The following is a 20,709-nucleotide window of genomic DNA, read 5'->3' as shown; positions in this document are numbered from 1 at the left end:
AATAGATTAAAAAAATTACTTTTTATATTCTTCAATTAAAGCATCTTCTATAGGTGCTTTAATTTTTATAACATCATCTACATTGTCATTTGGAATAGTCATAGACAAAACATAGTGTTTTATTTTCCAAGTTTTGTTCTCTTGGATTAAAACACCACTTCCTCTACAAATTTTCATCTGAGTATTTAATAATTCATCAAACCACGCTGTTTTGCCATCTTTTGAAAAAAAGATATGTCTTTCTAATGGTGTAAAATGCCAAGCTTTTCCTTTGTCAAAATAAGGTTTAGCAAAGGTAATAAACGCTTTCTTGTCCCAATTTTCAGTAGCGTCTGTACCAATAAAAATAGATTCGTCTGATAAGGCATTAAAATAAGCATCAAATTGTGCAGTAGCTGCTGCTTTGTGCCAATTGTCTAATAGTGTGTTTATTACTGCTTCTTCTTTAGCTGTATTTTGACCTATAACCCATGTCGTAAAGCAAAGGAAAAGTACTATTTTCTTCATGTGTGTAAAAAAAATTAAACGTAAAATGCCATCATTAAACAGCATCCTATTCTTGTTATTATTTTATAAAAATAGTAAAAAGTTGGTACGCATACCATTTTGAACTACTATTTCAAAAAAATCACTAAAAGAAGGCTCTAGTTATACTCAACTTATAGTCGGCTTTGATACGACTTTGATACGGCTTAGTAGCTTTTTGTTTGTTGAAGCATAGTTTCAGTAGTTAGAATTTTTCACCATGTTGGGAAAGGTCTAAGCCTATTTCTTCAAATTCTTCAGTCACTCTTAAAGGAATAATCGCATTGGTAAACTTAAATAAAAGATAGGCACCTCCAAAAGTAAAAACAGATACAAGTAGTAAAGCCACCATGTGATGTCCAAAAACACTCCAACCACCATGAAGTAAGCTGGCATTTTCACCATGCGCAAAAATAGCGGTTAAAATCATTCCCATAATACCACCTACACCATGACAGGCAAATACATCTAGAGTGTCGTCTATTTGTTTAAGTCTTTTCCAATAGACCATTTTGTTAGACACTATAGCACCTGCAAAACCAAAAAAGATGCTTTCGGGAACCGTTACAAAACCAGCAGCAGGAGTGATGACTACTAAACCCACTACTGCTCCAATGCAAGCTCCTAAAGCGGAAACTTTTCTGCCATTAATACGATCAAAAAAGATCCAAGTAATCATAGCAGAAGCAGAAGCTATAGTTGTGGTTGCAAAAGCCATAGCGGCAGTACCATTAGCCGCTAATGCCGAACCCGCATTAAAACCAAACCAACCAAACCATAAAAGACCTGTGCCTAATACTACAAAAGGAATGTTAGTAGGAATATGCTCATTGTTTTTACGTTTTCCTAAAACAATTACACCCGCTAAAGCGGCAAAACCCGCACTCATGTGTACTACGGTTCCTCCAGCAAAATCTTTAACGCCAAAATAGCTGCCTAATAAACCATTAGGATGCCAAATCATATGACATAAAGGAGTGTATATTACTAAAGTGAATAAGCAGATGAATAATAAAAAAGAGATAAAGCGGATGCGCTCTGCAAGTGCACCCGTAATAATTGCAGGAGTAATTACAGCAAACTTCATTTGGAACAAAGCAAATAATATAAAAGGAATGGTCGAGCCCAAGGTAGCATTAGGAAGCATTTCAACTTGGTCGAAGAAAGTAAAATTTAGTGGGTTGCCAATAATACCATAGGTTGTTTGCCCATCGATTGTAATACCAATACTGTCTCCAAAGGACAGGCTAAATCCTACAATTACCCATATCAAACTAATTACCCCTAAACAGATAAAACTTTTCAACATGGTAGAAATAACGTTCTTTCTTCCCACCATGCCTCCATAAAAAAAGGAAAGTCCAGGTGTCATTAATAAAACCAAACAAGAAGCAGTAAGCAACCAAGCTACGTCGGCAAAATTAATGGCATTTGTATCTAAAAAAGTGGCTGAAACCAGAGCTTCTTGGTGCGACCAAAATAAAGAAGCAAAAGCGATTATTACAATAATTATAAAGGAAGCAATCCAACGTTTTTCTAGTGCCATTTTTTAAATTTTTATAGTTAACCCTATTTTTTGTAGGGTAAAAATATAAAAAATGTTTATTTAAAATAAATTTGCCCTTTTGAAAATAAGCTATAATTTAAAAAATTACTATATTGATAAAATAAATATCTTTTTTTAAGAAATTACTATTTTAAGAACTATTTTTTTAATCAAATTAAGCAACGTGTTAAAAATACAGTATTTCAATTCAGTAAGTTATTGGCCTTATTGTTTCCTTTTACAATAAAAAATACCTCCCAAAAAACAACAATACATTTTGGGAGGTATTACAAATCAAATTTTAAAAGAAAACGGATGTGTTATTAGCTGAAAAATTTCTTTTTTCGATGTCTTTTTATCTTTCTCTTTTCCGCATAAATTCAATTGAAAGGATGCGGTTCTTTATGAAAATGCGTATGCTCAACTTTCATTTGGAACAAGTGATAACCAAAACACTTATTGTTTGATGATTTTTATTAAAGTTTCATTGCTTTCCGAACGCACTTTGGCAAAATACATTCCTTTTTCACAATCTGATAAATTGATACGACAACGGGTATCTTTATTATCTGCTACCACACGGATTATTTTTCCTAAAAAATCATATATTTCCACTCTTTCAATAGGCTGATTGTTTGACAGTGAAAGAGTCACCCAATCTTGAGTTGGATTGGGAGACACATGATAAGCGACCGCATCAAAAGCAGGTGTTTCTAAAGTAGCCATTGTGTTAGCTATAGTTGTTAACAACGAATATTGGTTAAAAGCATCTTGGCCCAATTCCCAAATCATCATACCCCCCAAACCTTCATTGTGAGCGAGCGTAACTTTATTGGCTATGGTAGGTCTTCCATTGTAATATTCGTTATAATTATTAGGATCAGTTCCTATTTGGTCCACATCTGCATAGGCAGAATTGGCCGCTACAATTTCTCCAAAAGAACGGTCTGGTCCAGTAGTAGTAGCGTTCACAAAAGAATGACTATAAAAAGGAACCCCTAAATTGAGTTTGCTTGCCGTAACATGCGATTTCCAAAAAGAGATAGCGCTTTGTGCATGCGCATACGAACTATGTTGTCCTGGACTACCCGGTTGCCAAGGACCTGTATAATCATACGCCATAATATTGACAAAATCAAATGCTGCTAAGGCTTGTGGAGTAATTACACTAAACAAGGTACCGCCCGGTAAAGCGGCTGTCATTAATTTATTTTCTGCTTGTAAAGCGGATTTCAATTCCAATACAAACGGACTATAATTGGTATTGCTAGCAAAATCCCATTCTAAATCCACATCGATACCTGCAATAGCATTCGTTACCGTATAATTTACTAATTGGGTAATAAAAGTAGCACGCGAACTCGAGGAAGCAAGCACCGCATTCCAGTGGGTCACATTTACTGCACCACCACCAATAGAAAGTAAGATTTGGATACTTGGATTAGAGGAAGCAATAGCATTTTTTAGCGGAGTAATGTCGGTCACCACTAAATTACCCGAAGCATCAGGATTACCAAAAGAATAATTCACATGAGTGATTTTCGTAAAATCGATTTGGTTAACCGCATACAAGCGATAATCTGGAACATAACCCACCACGCGATTGGTTTGGGCAGTCATAAAGGTGCTTATTAGTAAAAATAAGTAAGCCCCCTTTTGTTTTAAAAGTGTAAGAGTAGTTTTTAACATGTTTGTTTTTGTTTGTGGGTAGGATAACCTATCCTGTTTGTTGACTCAAACATAAACAGAATACTGATAGAAACAAAATATTTTAAACCAATGACGTTTTTTGTTAAACTAACAGCAGTTTTTTTGCAATAAAAGGGAAATTATCCATTGCAAACTATGCGATGAGAAAGGTAAATGGATAATAAATTGCAGAGAACTTGTAATCAATTACAGGGCAGATGCAGAAACTTTAATTGCTACTATTAAAGCCCACGAAGTGGAAGCCAATACTTTTGTGTTAAAACCAGGAGATATGTTTGGAGGTAGTTCGTTGACTAATCCTTCTTATTTTGCTCCAGCTTATTATAGAGCTTTTGGGGTTTTTACTAATGATAGTACGTTTTGGAATAGTGTAGCCGCAAAAGCCTATGTCATGATTAATGCGAATTTAACCCAAAATAATGCTGTGGGTGGTTTGGTGTCTGATTGGTGTGCGGCTTCAGGGGATTATTCTTCTCAAAGCAGTGGCTATCATGCACAAGGACATACCTATTATTATGATGCAGCTAGAACGCCTTGGCGTATTGTAATGGATTATGTATGGCATGGAAATAACGACGGAAAAATATATGCTAAAAAATGCTCCGATTTTGTAAGAGTTACATTAGGAGGTACAGCTAATATTAAAGATGGTTATAATCAAAACGGAACAGTAACAGGACAATGGCACAATGCTACTTTTGTAGGTGCTTTTGCTTGTGCAGCTATGGCCGGAGAAAACCAACCGCATTTAGATGCATCTTACACCGATTTAAAAAATTTGAATGAACCGAATGCTTATTTCAATCAAACTTTGAAAACGTTGTACCAATTTCTATTAACAGGTAACTTTTATTTGCCTCCTACTGCAACACTTTCCAATACGTCATTTGTAAGTAATAATCTTGAAACAGCCATTTATCCTAATCCAAATAATGGTGTATTTACTATAAAAGCACCTTTACAATCTTTAATAGGTGTTTTTGATTCCCAAGGAAAAGAAGTTCTAAATACTAAGGTAGCTACCGAATTAAATGCTATAGATTTGAGCAAGTATTCCAAAGGATTATACTTAGTAAAAATTACTTATGAGGACCAACAAGCAACACAAAAAATTGTGATTCAATAAAATAGATTAAAAAAATTACTTTTTATATTCTTCAATTAAAGCATCTTCTATAGGTGCTTTAATTTTTATAACATCATCTACATTGTCATTTGGAATAGTCATAGACAAAACATAGTGTTTTATTTTCCAAGTTTTGTTCTCTTGGATTAAAACACCACTTCCTCTACAAATTTTCATCTGAGTATTTAATAATTCATCAAACCACGCTGTTTTGCCATCTTTTGAAAAAAAGATATGTCTTTCTAATGGTGTAAAATGCAAGCTTTTCCTTTGTCAAAATAAGGTTTAGCAAAGGTAATAAACGCTTTCTTGTCCCAATTTTCAGGAGCATCTGTACCAATAAAAATAGATTCGTCTGATAAGGCATTAAAATAAGCATCAAATTGTGTAGCAGCTGCTGCTTTGTGCCAATCGTCTAATAAAGTAATTTATAATTGTCTTTTCTTTATCTGTATGTTGAGCCACAACAAAAGAGGTAAAACAAAATAAGAACAGTATTTTTTTATGTAGTAAGTTTTTATAAATTTATGAGAGTTGCATAAATTATTCAAAGGAAGGGGTAAAATCAAATATTTAGGGCTGAAATCCTAATTTTGTTTTTAAATTAGGAACTTCCCATTGAATCATTTGTTTTAAAAATTCGTCAACTCGTTCAATAATCATTTTTTCTGTAATCTCTTCGGGTTTAAATATACCTAATTCTATTGAACTGTTTTCAATGGATGTATCTTCTACTATTGGAAATAAAATAATAACATGAACATCTCCACTGTAAGATTGCGAAAATACTAAAGAACCACCTTGAATGAATTGGTACGAAGTAATAAGATTTGTTTTTTCCATAAGTTCTGGTGGAAAAGAATCAAAGGTGATATTAATGGCTTCGTTACTTTGTATCCAATTTAGTTCTTGAACTTGCCAACCAATATTGTATTGCGTAACTATGTTATTTAATGTTTTTAATAAAACAGTTCGCGTTTTTTGTTTCCAAAATATTTTCTTTTGTATTACAATTTCAATTGATTTTATATAATCGTTTACACGTTCTTCCAAATGTTCCGTTTTCATTTTTTATGGAATTATAAATTATTGTTTTTCATTTTTCTTTTCTTTTTCTAGTTTTTTGAAATAGCCTCTAAACAAAAAATTACTTTTTAAAGCTTCCATATTTTGATTGAATTTATCAGTTCCTTCATTTAAATTTTTAATGGTTTGGTCTAAATTTTCAACAAATTCTTTGTCATTTGAAAGGTAATTGATAGCTCCTTTTCCATTCTTTACATTGACAATCGTTTTATTTAAACTATCGATCGTTTTATTAATATTTAGGCTAGTAATTTCTAAATTAGCAATAATTGTTTTCATTTTTTTGGCTTGTAAGGTATCATTTAATAATAGGCCAGCTACACTTTTGTCAAAATTTATGGATGTGATAATACCATTTAGTAATCGGATTGTTTTAGAAGCCTCATAACTGGTTTGTTTTAAATTGGCAACAATTTGTTTAATATCATTTGAAGCAGTACTATCATTAATAAGCATTCCAAGTGGTCCTTTTTCTTTGTTAATAGCATTGGTTATTTTTAATAAATCTACTGTTAGTAAAGCGGCATTTTCATTTGTAAGACTTAATGTATTTAACATATCATCTGCACCAATTTTTGTGTATGATTTTATAAAATCTCCTTGTTTTACAAGTATTTGTTCTCCTTTTCCAGGAATAATATTAACAATCATATTTCCTACAAGTCCGTCAGTGCTAATTGTTGCAATGGCATCTTTTTTTATGTGCTGTATCATTTTTTCTTCGATAAGTAAATCGACTTTAATAATGGAATCGTTAATCATGGTAATGTCTTTTACAATACCCACATTTATTCCAGAATACCTTACATTGTTTCCTTTTTGTAGGCCATTTATATTATTGAATTGGGCGCTAATTTCTATACTCTTGCCAAACATATTTTGACGCTGACCGATGAAGTAAACTCCTGCTGTAAATAATAGTAAACCAATTATAACAAACATTCCTAATCGTAATTTTTCATTTGCTGTTTTTTTCATAGTTAATGGTTTCTTATTTTGTTATTTGAAAAAAGCTCTTATTTTTTCATCCTTTGATTTTTCTAAATCGGTAAATTTTCCTTCTATATAATTAGTTCCATCAATTAATAGAATCATTCTATTGGCAATTACTCTGGCACAATCTACATCATGAGTAATTATAATAGATGATGTTTTGTATTCTTGTTGTATGTTTCTCATTAATTCAATAATTTCTTTGGCAGTTATAGGGTCTAATCCACTTGTGGGTTCGTCATAGAGAATTATTTTTGGTTTTAAAATTAAGGCTCTAGCCAAAGCTACTCTTCTTTGCATTCCACCTGAAAGTTCTGCAGGCATTAAATCGATAGCTTTTAGTAAACCTACGCTTTCTAGTGCTTTTTCTACTAGTGAAGTTGTGTTAACAATTTCACCAAATTTCTTTTTATGTCTTCTTAAAGGAAATTCAAGATTTTCTCTTACTGTCATAGAATCGTACAAAGCACTTCCTTGAAATAAAAACCCAATTTCTGTTCGTAATTCATCTAATTTGGTTTGTGAAAGTTGGGTAATATCTTCACCCATAATCTTAATACTGCCAGAATCAGGTTGGATTAAACCAATAAGACATTTTACCAGAACCGATTTTCCAGAACCTGATTTTCCCATTATAACTAAGTTTTCCCCTTCAAATAATTCCAAATTAAAGTTGTTTAAAACCTGATTTTCTCCAAAGGATTTGTTTAGATTTTGAACCTTTAAAATGGATTTCGATTCATTAGTTTGTATCGTATTTAGTGCATGTTCTGTGAGCATATCTTTTTGGGATTTATATAAAAATATAGGTTATAAATACGGCAATAAAATCGATAACAAACAAGAGCATGGAGGTAAAAACTACTGCCGAATTAGCAGCTATACCTACTCCAACAGTTCCTTTCTTACTATTGTATCCTTTATAACAGCCTATGAGCCCTATAGCATATCCAAAAAAGAAAGTTTTAATAGTAGCGGGTATTAGATCGCTAAATTCTATGGCATTGAATACTTGGTTGAAATAAAGAACAAAGGAAACATCGTCTTTTAAGTTTTCCACTATAAATGAGCCTACTAAAGCGACTGCATCACCAAAAATGACTAATAAAGGCAACATAAGTGTGGTGGCTGTTATTCGTGTAACGATTAAAAACTTAAAAGGATTGGTGCCCGATACTTCCATGGCATCTATTTGTTCGGTTACTCGCATGGAACCTAGTTCTGCACCAATGCCAGAACCTATTCGACCAGCACATATTAGAGCAGTAATGATAGGGCCAATTTCTCTTATGATAGAAATACTTACCATCGATGGTATCCAAGAAACAGCACCAAATTCTTGTAGAGTAGGTCTAGTTTGTAAGGTTAATACTAAGCCAATAATAAAGTTTGTTACGATTACTAATAGTAAAGACTTATTTCCCATGCTGTAGCATTGTCGTAATAATTCTCTCCACTCAAAAGGCTTGCTAAAGAATTCCAAAAAAAACCGATTTGAAAAATAGGTTATTTCTCCTATTTCTACAAAGAAAGCTTTAATTCTTATGTTTATTGAGTTGTTTTGTTCCATGAATTTAATTTCCAATTTTTAAAAGAATTTTATAATAGGAATTTTTTCTTTACTATAAAGTTAAGGATTTAAAACACAAGTTTTTATGATAAAAGTTATATTAGTTGTTAATTTGTTGTAGGTGTACTGAAGTTATTAATTAGTTTTTTAACTGTTTTATAAATTAATAATTTTCTTTCGCCTTCATTAGTGAGATTTCACACAATTATTTAAATAGTATCAATAAGTTTGTAAACCTGTATTGAGTATAGAGAAAGAATAATTGAGTGCCTAGAATTAGTAATTAAATACGAAGAACTCATAATCAATTGCAGAGAAGTCGTAATTAAATACACAGTACTAGGTATCGATTACATAAAACTAATTATTATATGAGGTAAACAAGTAATCTAATTAGAGGAATTAAATTTTTATTTTAGTATTTATGTTAAATTAATTATAAAAAATATAACATCTTGTTAAAAAAATGTATATAGCACAAGAATTGGATTTTTTGAATTAAATAAATTCATTGTTTAATTTTAAAAAAGAAAGCCATGGCTCGTAAAAAATTAGTTAGATTGAGAGACTTTGAGAAGGCAATTACTCGATTATCAGCAGTAAGAAGTATAGATGTTGCATTGGATTTATCAAATGGTATTACGATTCCGAATTATGAAACGGAAATTAACGTATTAGACACTAAATGAAGCGATTACAACATGGTTTTAAGTACGATAGATGATTTGTATAATGATTGAATCTCACAAATTGCAGTATTAAAAGACTGGAACGAACGTATTTTAACAGGAGTAGCCACTAAGTTTGGTAAAAACAGTTCACAATATGAAATGGCTGGAGGAAAGAGAAAAAGTGAACGCAGAAAACCGACTTCTAAAAAGTAACGCATGAAAAATTGGATTTAAAAACCATCAGGTGTAGGCTTGGTGGTTTATTTGTTTTGGGTTATCATTTAAAATTATAACCAATTCTTTTCCAATGGCTTTTTAGTGCTTTGATTGAAGGATCTATTATTCTAGGACTGATTTCTATACCTTCTCCATTCTGAAGTAGATCTAGTAACCAGCTTTTTTGTTCAAATTTATTTTTTAATAATTTTATTTTATACTTTTCATCCAAAGTAAAAAAGCCTTTTTCAAAAGCTTTATCGTGCATTAAACAAAAACACAAACCATTATCAGTGTTTCCTCTTAATTCTTCATTATCAGCCCATCGATCTATGTGTCCACTAATTAAGAAGCCTTTTCCTTCAACTTTACAATTAGGAAAACAACATTTATAACTAAAATTAGCTTTAACATTTTCAGAGAATTCTTGATGCCCTATTCTCTGTGTTAATTCTTTTATTACAACATCAGTATCAACTTTTACTTTTATATTTTGTCTAATATTTGATAATTCATTTTTTAATTGGAAAGCTAAGCTAAAGTCAAATTCTGATAGATATGCACCATTTTGACATTGTAATATATTTCTTTGAATTACATAGAACAATCTTTTTTTATCGTTTGTTGATAGTTTTTTATTTTGAATAAAATAATTCCTTAGCTCATCATTGTGAGTTGAAAAATATTCTTTTAAAGGAATAGCAGGATTAAATTCTTGATAATCGATTAAATCTGCTTTATAAAATTCATTGCTATAACTCCATATGTGTCTATCTGTAAAGCCTTGTTTTGTTATATAGCCGTCTGTTGCTGCTGTTGAAAAGCCTACAAAACTTTTATGACCATTAACCTGTCTTAAATGAAAAATTAAATCTCCTTTGGTAATTTTACCAACTAAACTCCAATAAGGCCAACTACTTCCATTTGCTTTTTTGGTTGGAGCCCAAACACTTTCAGAAAAATTCCAACCTTCTTCAAATCGTGCTTCATTTACTCTAAGTTCAAGGTATATCATAATTAGAAGGTTAATTTATATGAATTAATTATATTCATTTTATCTAGTCTATACTTTTAGACATAATTATATATTAAAATTTGCAGTAATTTTTAATTTATCAGATTCTTTTGTCCAGTCTTCATTGTCCAGAATATTTATATATGGGTTCTGAATCATAACAGGTTTGTAATTTATATCATTTATTGAATCTCTATTTACTAAATAAATCCAATAGTTTTCATGTTTATATTTTGCAACTTGAAATTCATTTCTAGACCAATAAAAATATGGCGTTTTGCCTTTATACGATTTTACCTCAATAAATCTATTATATTCAGTATCATCATGATTATTAAATGATGCAATATCATAACCTTCATTTGCAACGTATTCTGCAATCCAATTAACTTCTTTATTGTTTAATCGCTTTTTTTCAAAGTTTAATACATATAATTCAGCCTCTTCACCATAGATTTGTTGTTGTTGCATTTGTTTTTCTAATGCATCAACACCTATTTTTCTTTTTCTTATTTCAGGTAAAATAGTTTTGTCAAATAATTTTTTATATCTGGTGTTAACAATATAGGTGTTTAGTTCCAAAGTTGGGTGTCTTTGTATTACTTCAAAATCTAATAGAAGCTGCTTAAAACTTGAAAATTTAAATCCAAATGCTGAATTACTTATTTGAAGGGACTTGTATATTATATCATAATTGAGATGTTCGGAATTAAAAATATTAAATAATTCGTCATCATTTTTAAAAGTTAAGAAGAGAAATTCATTAAATTTATCTACCATTTGCTTATGGCTATTTAATGAGTCTAAAATTTTATCATTAATACAAATAGAATCATTTTTTAAAATCAAAATTTCAATATGTAACGCTAAAGGTATGCAGCCATCAAAAATGGAACGATTATCAAACATTTTGTTGTATGTCAATTGTCGTATATCATTAATTTTCCACTCAATATCATTACTCTTTTTTATTGTATCAAGTAAGTAATAATAATATGATGGTGTTCCAAGATTATTATATTTTCTTAGATCTTTCAGCATAATTTTTTATCAAGTCAACTATAATGTCTGTTTCATCGTTATTGTCAATTCTAGCAAATAAAGGGATTTCATCATCTATAATTTTTTCCATTCTTTTGACTTTTTCATTAAGTCTATTATTGATTACCGTATCGATAGAGTTCTTTGAAACAATGTAGTAATAATTAGTAATTGTATTTTCAGGCAACCCCACACGATGAATACGATCTTTAGATTGAATAAAATTTGAAGCATTATAATCACGTTCAAGGTAAATAGCATTATGACAACCTTTATGTAATGATATTGATTCAGCTACTGAAAATGGGTTGGCAATGATTACTGAAAAATCAAAATCCGTTGGGTCATTAAATTTTTTTATTGTTATTTCTCTCTCTTCTTGTGGTATTTCTCCAATAAGAAGATTACTTTTAATTTCGTTTTTAAGTAAAAATGACTGTAACTCTTTTGCATTTTGAATGAAAATAGTCCAAATTATCACCTTCCCATTATTTGGAAATATTTCACTTTTAATGATTTTCAATATTTCCGTAAATTTTGCAGGAATTTCAAATTTTGAATAATTACAGATTTTATTAAAAAATTCAGAATCATCGATATATTCATCACTTAATGTTAAAAATTGAATATTTGGATCACCTTCCCATTCTTCATTTCCTTGTTCAAGTGAATTTCTTAGAGTTTTTGATAAAAGAGAAGGATTTGTTGATGCTTGTCTAAGTCTGATTAATTTCGCTCTATTAAGCACATCTTTAACACTTCCTGAAGGGTTATTTCTTAATGATGGTAAATATTCATCTTCTATGAAATTGTAAATTTCTTGTTGATGTGGATCCATATCAATATAAACTACCTTTTCATTTATTTTTGGAAGATTTAAATCTTTCTTTTTTATGCGAATAAAATAAGGAGATATATTGTCTTTTAGTTGCTGAATAGCATCATCTTCTATGGAATCATTATTGGTTAAGTCTTGCAGATTTTGGTAATGAAATCCTAAAATATCTTTATATTTAAAGGGATAAATAAATTTATATAGGTTGTAAATATCCTCATATCCATTAGGAAGAGGTGTCCCAGTCAATACTATCCTTGAAACAGCTTCTTTAGAGATTTCCGCAATACTTCTGCCCCATACTCCGTCTGGATTTTTAATCCTATGTGCCTCGTCAACAACTAGCATAGTTTTATTTCGTTTCAAAAAATCGATTATTTCATTTTGCAATAAATTTACTCCTCCATGAAAAATAAGGGTTATTTCATAAGGGTTACTAGCATATAAGTGCTCCAATTTTGTACTTTTTGAAATTGCAATATTTCCTGATAATCTCTGAAATTTTGTCAATTTTCCAAAACATGAATAATATTCATTTTCCCATGGAGCGAATGAAGATAATGGTCCAATAATCATCAGTTTATCTACGTGATTTTTATCATCTTCGGGTAAATTTTTTAAGTAGCAGTAGGCAGCATAGACTATTGAAGTTTTTCCAGCTCCGGGTACTGCAAAATTGCAAGAATTTTGCGAAAAAGCCATATGAAAAGCTGACAATTCTTGTAGAGGGTATAATGTTCTTAGCAGTTCTCTATCAATTATGTTTTGAAAATCTCGAAAATTTTCAACTAATTCTGGAAACTTATCAAATTGATTATTTCTTATTAGGTTTGCTTTTCGAGAGAATTCCTCGAAAGCCTCTTCTTCTCTTTGATAGTTAACTAAATCTGTATTTATTTTTTGTGAATAATCTATTTCATAATTAAATTTTCCAAAAAGTTCTTTTATTTCAATCAAAGTATTTATTTGATTTTCTATTCTAAAAGGGATTAATAAAATTCCATCTGAAATAGAATAATCGATTCTTTTAAGTGACATTAATAAACGCTTATTACTTAAAAGATTTTCTATATCACAATGTATTACAAAAAAATCTGAGCCGTGAATTTCAATAATATCAATTAAAATTTTATCCATTATAAGCTTTTATTAATATCATATCCGATTTGTTGAATTCGTTTAGATAGTTTTAGGGCTTCTGTTTTTTCATCATCTACTAAATTGTCAATTTCAATATCCTCCAATAAAGTTACTACATGTGATAAAATCCTTATCGGAGATTTTTTTTGTAGAGAATTAATTATTGTAGTGGCTAGCTTTTCTGAAAGAGCTAAAGATTCCGGCTTTGCAAAATTCTTACTATTGGTATTTATTGATTCAATTTTATCCAAAGCTTGGCTTAGTAATTTAACTGGCTCATCTTGTGATTGTCTATTTCTAAGTTTTTGATAATGATTGTTAACGTTTTCTTTAAACTTCTCCATTACTAATTCAGAAAAGTCTGAATCACGCTTATCCAAATGAGATTTTAAATTTGTTGAGTTAAAATCTATTGAACTTTCATTTATATGTTTTAAATCATCAAAGTGAATCTTTGAAAAACTCTTCCAAATCTCTTTATCTCCAAAAAAATGATTGCCTTTTAGACCATGAGCTAAATATCTAAACTCTTTTCCTTCATATCTTGCCCTGATATAATCAAATGAAATAATCTTTAAATCATCAACGTCTGAGTTTTTATAACTCCATCCAGCTTTTTTACTGGTTTCTCCATAAAAATTATTAAGCCAGTTTGTTAAACTAATAAATTGATCTTCTCTGCCATCAAGCTGTGTATAAATCCCTTCATATTCATGATATTCAAGGTATTCATCCATTGTTTTCATGACATCTAAATAATCTTGGATCGTTGACTCTCTTTGACCCATCCAGTCAGCAATATTTTTAATAGCTTCATCTTTTGATAATTTTACTATTAATTTGTCGAAAATTTGTTTAGCTTTTAAATATTTTTCAATCGGATTATAATCAACCTTTTCATCTTCCCCCATTTGATATGTGGTCTCCAATCTTTCAATCTCAATCGGGTTTTCTTCGAGAGTAACTGGTAAAACGATTGCTTTAAAATAACCAAGCCTATCAATTTTATTTAAAAGCATAGCTCTTCTATTGCCATCAATTATAACCCCATCCCGAGTAATAATACCGACTTTTTGTTGCCCAAACTCTTGAATGCTTTTTAAGGTTTTATTATTTCTATCCTTTTTTGAATCCCATAAAAGACCTTCTATAAGATCTCTGCCTCGATCGCTTTCAATATCAATATTTAGATTCTGTTTTTCAAGAGATTTAGTTCTGCTTAAAATTCTTCCGTTATATTTGTTATATACAAGATTAGATAGAGGAATATTGTGAACAATTTCAGGTCTTAATTGTTTTTCCCACATAATTTCTTGAACTAGTAAATCTGTTCTAGTTTTGTCTCTATCAATAATTGCTTGAATATTTGAAATGCGAGTATCTTTATTCATAATTAAAGGATTTTATTTGCAGTTGAAGAAATTTTATTTATAGCATACAATGCAAAAAGTTGTTTAGTCGGCACAGTTTTTTTTAAAAACACAGTAGTGTCGAGTTGAACAAAATTTGGTTCATCAATTGAAACCTTTTTTATTACATTGGCAACTTCATCAACAAGTCTGGTTGGCTCCAGAAAATGATTATCAGATTTTTGTTTTTCAAACATCTCTTGAAGTTTTTCTGCATTTGCAATTTTTTCTGAAAAACCATTATTGATTACTTTCAAAAACTCTTTACCACCTTTAAACTTTGAAATTATTGACTCTAGCTTTTTGAAATAACCATCCTCTATCGGTTGAATAGGAAATCCTTTTCCTGTTCCATATTGAATTGATGTTCTCCATTTACCATCAGTTTTATTGTTTTTTTCAATACAATAGTTAGAGAGTGTTACGGTTAGGTTGCCATCTTTTATAGGTTGCCATCTGCATCTGGCATTTTTATTTTTTATTGGAGGACTATCAAACACTTTTGTTTGATAACTATTTAAATTAATAACGCCCTCTAGATTTACATTATCGTTAACAAATAATTTTTCCTCAGGTTTAATTCCTAGAGAATGTAAGACTGTACCAGCAAAAGCCCTACTAACCGAAGCGCAAACTGCATTTCCAACTAATCTCCATTTAGTGTGTTCAGAACCTACAAATTGATATGTGATAGGGAAACCCATAATAATTGCTGCTTCTCTAACGGTAGGTAATCTAAATTCTCCGTCTCCTTTTCGGTTAATTTCGGATTTATATATTATGGACTCTCTTGAATTTGCAATTTTTGTAGCAGTTATTGTTCTGCTAGGGTTATTTTCATTCTCTGGGAATGACATTTTTCCCATAAATGGATGGTTTGTTTTCCAATGTCTTGAAAATCTCCATTCGGCTTCATAAACTCCTGTATCATAAAAATGATCTGTTATCTTGTCTTGCTCTAGAATAATTGGATATTGCAGGTCATTAATTAATTTTTTACTTTTTTTATCAAATGGTGTGGGAAAATTATTTTTTATAATACTTATCGAATTATAAAGTGGCAAGTTGGTTTTAGATTTTTTATTTTGGTGTGTAGGTTGTGGAATAATTAATTTTTTCTTTTTAATTATTTCACCTGATATAACTCTTTTTCTTGATTGAAAAGAACCATAATCTGCGGAATTTATTATTGTTGTATTATCATACAAGTCAATAGCTATATTGTTAACTCCAATTTTATGTTTCTTTGCCCATTCATCCAAACCTAAATCTTTGAATGTATAAGAGGTCTGAAGATATCTTTTGGAATTAACCACATTTTCCATAAACCAAGCTTTCAATATTGAATTTGGTTGATGTTTTTTTACAGCAACAATTTTCAAAAATGTTTCGGTTAGTTTAACACCAAGTGATTTGTCTGCATTTCCAGATTTATTTGAACTCGAAAAACTTACACAAGGTGGGCTACCAATAATGATATCTGTATCTGGAATATTTTCAATTTCATCAATAGAAGTTTCAAAATCTAGTATGTTTTTTACTTTACATTCTAGATTAAAATTATGATTAAATGTTTCAACAGCTGGCTTCCAATGGTCATATCCATATTTAATTTCAAATCCCATTTGTCTGAAACCTTCAGAAAATCCACCTGCACCGCAGAAAAAATCTATTACTGTATATGTATTATTAGATTTCATTATTAAAGAAAAAACTTATTGGTTTTTTGTAAAAATTTGCTAAAATGAATAACTGTGAAGCACTTATTTTTTTTATTCCGTTTTCAATTTTTGATAAAGTACTTTGTTTAATTATTCCGTTTTCTTCTACTTTTTTTTGGGTTAAAAGCATCTCTTCTCTCGCTTTTACTAACTGATGCGAAATAAATTGATTGATTTTTTTTTCGTTCATAGAGAAATATATTTAATATTCCATATTGCAATATTCGTTATTTAAACTCGGTATTCCATTTTGGAATATTTCTACTCTTTGGTAAGATATTTTATTTATCTTTTCTCACACCGCAAAAACCCGTAATAACACCTATATTCTTTTTTACGTAAAAAAGCCTAATAAAAGGTAACTGTTTTGAAATAGCTTTGTAGAGAAGTAATGTTATTAGTTAATTCATTGGTAAACAGGAAAAATCCCCTATTAAAATACAGGAAAAATCCCCTTTGGAAATGGAGTTTTTGCCTTGTAAGAAAATGATTAGTTACAGCTAGATTTGAGCTAGCAAACCATAAACTAATCCATCATGATATTTGAGGCGGTTCAAATAATTGAAGAACAGGTAAACGCATACTTTGAAGAATGTGGCTTGGCAAAATCTGTTATTGCTGAAAATATCGGTATTTTAGAAACTAGCAGCGATGCTGTTGCTAGAATTGAAGATAAAGTAGCACTTACTTTATTAAACTTAGGTGAAGAAACGACACTTAAAAATTTTCCCAATCAAATTAAAGAAGGTTCCAAAGTTGTTTACAAAAACAACATTGTCAATTTGAACTTGTATATTCTTTTTAGTGCTAATCGCAATACTTACGTTAAATCGTTAAATGATATTTCTAAAATTATCGAGTTTTTCCAAGGGAAAAAATTGTTTACTCAAGCCAATACGGTCTATGATAGAAACAATACGACTATGGCTAATATTGAAAATTTTAGGTTTACGGTAGAATTGTACACACCCACTTTTGAAGAAATGAACTTTATCTGGGGAACACTAGGAGGCAGACAATTGCCTTCGGCTTTATATAAAGTAAGTATGATTCAAATAGAAAGAGATATTGTACAAAGTGAAGGACAATTGATTAGTAAAATAGAAGGGTTAACCAATCAATACTTAAGTCGATGAGCTTTACAATAACATATAAAACCCTTTGTGAAATAACGGTTCTTCATAGTTATTTTTTAAATAATGGTACCGATGAATTTAGTAGTATGACCGATGCCCAAAAAGCAAAAATGCTAAAAAATTATAAGTACAAAAATTACTTAGAGATTATTCCTTCACAAGCGACTGCAAAGCTATTAAAGAATAATCATTTGGTTTTTATTCCTTTACCTAACAGTATCAAAATAGGCGTTAAAGTGGATCCTAATAATGAAAATGCCACTTTTGCAAACATCGCTTTAGACACTACTTTAGATTTTATCATTCGTATTAAAGATTATCTTTTTGAAAATTATACCGCGATAACCGCTACGTCACAGCAGTTGTTTTACATTAGTAACGCAAAGCCTGTAGATGAACCGGTTAGTTTTAAATACATTCCTTTGGCTTCAGAGGCTGTTTTTATAGCTGATGATTATAAAGTTACAGAGGTGTCAAAAGCTAAAATTCTAGCTTCTTTTGAAGCCAATGAAAAAACAGGCATTTTTGGAGTTGTCTCTTTAAAAATGCAAGCGGATAACAGCAATTTAAACCTACTTTCCCCACTTCAAGAAATCATTATCCCTACACCTACTTTTAAAATTCATTTTGATAATAGAAAAACTTTTTGGAAATATATTAAAACGAATAGCTCCTTTGAAGTAGAAACTACTGTAGAAAAACCATTAACACAAAATGGTTTTGTAGAAATTACTCCAGCCGATTTTACTACAAGTCCACCGGAAGTAAATGACTTTCAATATCCTAATCCATCGGTAAATTCTATTCAGAAAATAGCAACCAAAGTGTACTCACAAATATTCATCTAAAAAATAAAATTATGGCAACAACGTACAAAACACCTGGTGTTTATATTGAAGAAATTGTAAAGTTTCCTCCATCGATAGCCGAAGTAGAAACTGCAATTCCTGCTTTTATTGGTTATACGGAAAAAGCAACCGATAAATCAGATGGAGATTTATTAAATGAACCGAAACGAATTACATCGATGTTAGATTATGTAACCTATTTTGGTTCGGCTTATCCAGAAACCTCTATTTCTGTAGATATTACGGATACTTTATTGGATGGTAATTTACAACGTGATGTTGTAGTGAATCAACCCAGTAACCCAAAACCCTTTTTAATGTATTATGCTTTACAGGCTTATTTTGCTAATGGTGGCGGACCTTGTTATATTATTTCAGTAGATACATTTGAAGATGAGTTGGGCAATGAAAATCTAGTAGCGTTTTCGGCTTTAAATGACGGACTGGACTTGTTAAGAAGCGAAGATGAACCTACCTTAATAGTTTTTCCTGATGCGAAAGCATTAGCTGTAGATGATTTTTATGCGTTATATAATAATGCTTTAATACAATGTAAAGAAATGCAAGATCGATTTACCATTATCGATACGCATACTTGTGTGGAAAGTTTTGCTGATGCTGAAACAGCTAGAGAAAAGTTAAATCTTGAAAAAGATTATCTAAAATATGGTGCAGTATATTATCCTTATGTAGAAACGATTTTAGATTATGTGTATGATACAGATGATATTTTAATCAATCATGTTTCGTATGATGCAGATGCGATGCCTACTGCTTTAAATCAAATAACAGATGCCAATACAGCCTTAACACCACTTATTGCGAATTTAAGAACTATTTCAGATGATGATGCAGATACTACAAATGATTTACTAGAAGGTTCTATTGCCAATGTATTAACTTATATTGAAGGGCCAACAGGGTATAACAATACTGCTCCAGGTTCGGAAACCTTTACTATGGCAAAAACAGCGGCTTTCTCTTTGCTTTTAGATACTTTAATTAGCGATTTAGAAGCGGTAGTGGATACCAAAAAAGAAATTATTAATGCTACTAATTCTGCGATTGCTTCAGTAGAAGAATTAAGTACGGCTGATGATAATATGATTACGGCAAGAAATGCATTTTCTAGCTTATTTGAAGGCACAAATAAAATTGAAAGTGTATTAAAAAATATTCAAGATTTAGCTACTAAATTGAAAAAAGCAGATACTGATGTAAAAGTGGCAAATTTGGTAAAAACCAATACTACAAATGTACTTACTGAAGTAAAGAAACTATTAAATTATACTCCTATTTTAGGTTTGCCAGCGAATACTTTAGCCATTACTACAGATGTTTTTAGTACAATGAGTACGCTAGTTGGGAATATCATTACGGAAGTTAATGCAGTTCAAGCTATTAATGTAAATAATGGAGCAATGAACGGAAGATATTTAGGAGATATTGAGCCATTAGAGAATGCTACGTTTAATATCATTAAAGCTAAAATTTCAAATCTTCCACTTACATTACCACCAAGTGCTGCAATTGCAGGGGTTTATGCAAGAGTAGATAATGATAGAGGCGTTTGGAAAGCACCAGCCAATGTAGGCTTGAATTATGTGATTAGACCTACTTTAAAAATTACTAATGATCAGCAAGATAATTTAAACGTAGATACAGTCGCAGGTAAATCGATTAATGCAATTAGAAGTTTTACTGGAAAAGGAACATTAGTTTGGGGTGCAAGAACATTAGCGGGTAATGATAATGAATGGCGTTATATTTCAGTACGAAGATTTTTCAATATGGCAGAAGAATCAATCAAGAAAGCAACCGAACAATTTGTTTTTGAACCTAATGATTCTAATACTTGGATAAGAGTCAGAGCAATGATTGAAAATTTCTTAATCCTACAATGGAGAGCAGGTGCATTAGTTGGAGCAAAACCAGAACAAGCTTTCTACGTGAGAGTAGGTTTAGGACAAACCATGACTGCGGATGATATTTTAAATGGTTATATGATTATAGAAATTGGAATGGCAGTAGTGCGTCCAGCAGAATTTATAATCCTTCGTTTTTCACACAAAATGCAAGAGGCTTAATAGTTAAAAACATTGAAAAAAATTAAAATACTAG

19 protein-coding genes and 1 pseudogene are annotated in these 20,709 nt (G+C 30.7%); 5 read left to right on the top strand and 15 right to left on the bottom strand.

Annotated elements, in window-relative coordinates; all coding sequences use genetic code 11:
• Nucleotides 1-15 precede the first annotated feature (15 nt).
• The 3 genes from HALO113_RS08335 to HALO113_RS08325 form a co-directional block, all read right to left on the bottom strand.
• Entirely contained in the window at nucleotides 16-507 is a 492-nt protein-coding gene (locus HALO113_RS08335) for a nuclear transport factor 2 family protein (RefSeq protein WP_159778586.1), read from the bottom strand.
• Nucleotides 508-730: 223 nt separating this feature from the next.
• The gene (locus HALO113_RS08330) at nucleotides 731-2,071 is read right to left on the bottom strand and encodes an ammonium transporter (protein ID WP_159778585.1); all 1,341 of its coding nucleotides are present in this window, start codon (nucleotides 2,069-2,071) and stop codon (nucleotides 731-733) included.
• Nucleotides 2,072-2,527: 456 nt separating this feature from the next.
• Complete coding sequence (locus tag HALO113_RS08325; protein ID WP_159778584.1) at nucleotides 2,528-3,760, bottom strand: glycosyl hydrolase family 18 protein; 1,233 nt, start codon at nucleotides 3,758-3,760, stop codon at nucleotides 2,528-2,530.
• 139 nt (nucleotides 3,761-3,899) lie between these two features.
• Here HALO113_RS08325 and HALO113_RS08320 point away from each other — a divergent pair, with 139 nt between their 5' ends.
• Complete coding sequence (locus HALO113_RS08320) at nucleotides 3,900-4,907, top strand: glycosyl hydrolase family 8 (protein ID WP_370519378.1); 1,008 nt, start codon at nucleotides 3,900-3,902, stop codon at nucleotides 4,905-4,907.
• 15 nt (nucleotides 4,908-4,922) lie between these two features.
• Here the strand turns inward: HALO113_RS08320 and HALO113_RS08315 are convergent.
• From HALO113_RS08315 to HALO113_RS08295, 5 genes and pseudogenes are all read right to left on the bottom strand, one after another.
• A pseudogene (locus tag HALO113_RS08315) lies at nucleotides 4,923-5,372 on the bottom strand (nuclear transport factor 2 family protein).
• A gap of 108 nt (nucleotides 5,373-5,480) precedes the next feature.
• Nucleotides 5,481-5,975 carry a hypothetical protein gene (locus HALO113_RS08310; RefSeq protein ID WP_159778583.1) on the bottom strand — a complete coding sequence of 165 codons (495 nt, stop codon included), beginning with the start codon at nucleotides 5,973-5,975 and terminating at the stop codon, nucleotides 5,481-5,483.
• 18 nt (nucleotides 5,976-5,993) lie between these two features.
• Nucleotides 5,994-6,971, bottom strand: a complete 978-nt coding sequence (locus HALO113_RS08305; protein ID WP_159778582.1) for an MlaD family protein — start codon at nucleotides 6,969-6,971, stop codon at nucleotides 5,994-5,996.
• Between the two features lie 21 nt (nucleotides 6,972-6,992).
• Entirely contained in the window at nucleotides 6,993-7,766 is a 774-nt protein-coding gene (locus tag HALO113_RS08300) for an ABC transporter ATP-binding protein (protein ID WP_159778581.1), read from the bottom strand.
• Nucleotides 7,767-7,779: 13 nt separating this feature from the next.
• Nucleotides 7,780-8,556: an ABC transporter permease gene (locus tag HALO113_RS08295; protein ID WP_159778580.1), complete on the bottom strand. Its 777-nt coding sequence runs from the start codon at nucleotides 8,554-8,556 to the stop codon at nucleotides 7,780-7,782.
• A gap of 536 nt (nucleotides 8,557-9,092) precedes the next feature.
• Between HALO113_RS08295 and HALO113_RS08290 the strand changes: the two genes are divergently transcribed.
• On the top strand, nucleotides 9,093-9,245 hold the full coding sequence (locus HALO113_RS08290; protein ID WP_159778579.1) for a hypothetical protein: 153 nt from the start codon (nucleotides 9,093-9,095) through the stop codon (nucleotides 9,243-9,245).
• 5 nt (nucleotides 9,246-9,250) lie between these two features.
• Here HALO113_RS08290 and HALO113_RS08285 read toward each other — a convergent pair whose 3' ends face one another.
• The 7 genes from HALO113_RS08285 to HALO113_RS08255 all read right to left on the bottom strand — a co-directional run bounded on the left by HALO113_RS08285 (nucleotide 9,251) and on the right by HALO113_RS08255 (nucleotide 16,794).
• Entirely contained in the window at nucleotides 9,251-9,445 is a 195-nt protein-coding gene (locus HALO113_RS08285) for a hypothetical protein (protein WP_159778578.1), read from the bottom strand.
• 59 nt (nucleotides 9,446-9,504) lie between these two features.
• A complete protein-coding gene (locus HALO113_RS08280; protein WP_159778577.1) occupies nucleotides 9,505-10,458 on the bottom strand; it encodes a hypothetical protein in 954 nt (317 codons plus the stop codon).
• A gap of 66 nt (nucleotides 10,459-10,524) precedes the next feature.
• A complete protein-coding gene (locus HALO113_RS08275) occupies nucleotides 10,525-11,499 on the bottom strand; it encodes a DUF3883 domain-containing protein (protein WP_159778576.1) in 975 nt (324 codons plus the stop codon).
• The gene (locus tag HALO113_RS08270; protein WP_159778575.1) at nucleotides 11,474-13,471 is read right to left on the bottom strand and encodes a DEAD/DEAH box helicase; all 1,998 of its coding nucleotides are present in this window, start codon (nucleotides 13,469-13,471) and stop codon (nucleotides 11,474-11,476) included. Before HALO113_RS08270 ends, HALO113_RS08275 begins: the two co-directional genes overlap by 26 nt.
• Nucleotides 13,471-14,865, bottom strand: coding sequence for a hypothetical protein (locus tag HALO113_RS08265; RefSeq protein WP_159778574.1), 1,395 nt, complete (start codon nucleotides 14,863-14,865; stop codon nucleotides 13,471-13,473). The genes HALO113_RS08270 and HALO113_RS08265 overlap by 1 nt, the downstream gene beginning before the upstream one ends.
• A 2-nt stretch (nucleotides 14,866-14,867) precedes the next feature.
• Nucleotides 14,868-16,583 carry a DNA cytosine methyltransferase gene (locus tag HALO113_RS08260; RefSeq protein ID WP_159778573.1) on the bottom strand — a complete coding sequence of 572 codons (1,716 nt, stop codon included), beginning with the start codon at nucleotides 16,581-16,583 and terminating at the stop codon, nucleotides 14,868-14,870.
• Complete coding sequence (locus tag HALO113_RS08255) at nucleotides 16,573-16,794, bottom strand: helix-turn-helix transcriptional regulator (RefSeq protein ID WP_140963417.1); 222 nt, start codon at nucleotides 16,792-16,794, stop codon at nucleotides 16,573-16,575. The genes HALO113_RS08260 and HALO113_RS08255 overlap by 11 nt, the downstream gene beginning before the upstream one ends.
• A gap of 346 nt (nucleotides 16,795-17,140) precedes the next feature.
• Here HALO113_RS08255 and HALO113_RS08250 point away from each other — a divergent pair, with 346 nt between their 5' ends.
• The 3 genes from HALO113_RS08250 to HALO113_RS08240 are packed head-to-tail and all read left to right on the top strand — an operon-like array spanning nucleotide 17,141 to nucleotide 20,675.
• Nucleotides 17,141-17,740 (top strand): DUF4255 domain-containing protein, encoded by a 600-nt coding sequence (locus tag HALO113_RS08250; RefSeq protein ID WP_159778572.1) that lies wholly within the window; start codon nucleotides 17,141-17,143, stop codon nucleotides 17,738-17,740.
• Entirely contained in the window at nucleotides 17,737-18,588 is an 852-nt protein-coding gene (locus tag HALO113_RS08245; protein ID WP_159778571.1) for a hypothetical protein, read from the top strand. The genes HALO113_RS08250 and HALO113_RS08245 overlap by 4 nt, the downstream gene beginning before the upstream one ends.
• An 11-nt stretch (nucleotides 18,589-18,599) precedes the next feature.
• A complete protein-coding gene (locus tag HALO113_RS08240) occupies nucleotides 18,600-20,675 on the top strand; it encodes a phage tail sheath C-terminal domain-containing protein (protein ID WP_159778570.1) in 2,076 nt (691 codons plus the stop codon).
• Nucleotides 20,676-20,709: the final 34 nt, after the last annotated feature.

The sequence above is a fragment of the Flavobacterium sp. 9AF genome (genome assembly GCF_902506265.1).
GTDB lineage: Bacteria > Bacteroidota > Bacteroidia > Flavobacteriales > Flavobacteriaceae > Flavobacterium.
The sequence above is the reverse complement of the archived record's forward strand: the minus strand, read 5'-3'. Positions and strand labels throughout refer to the sequence as shown.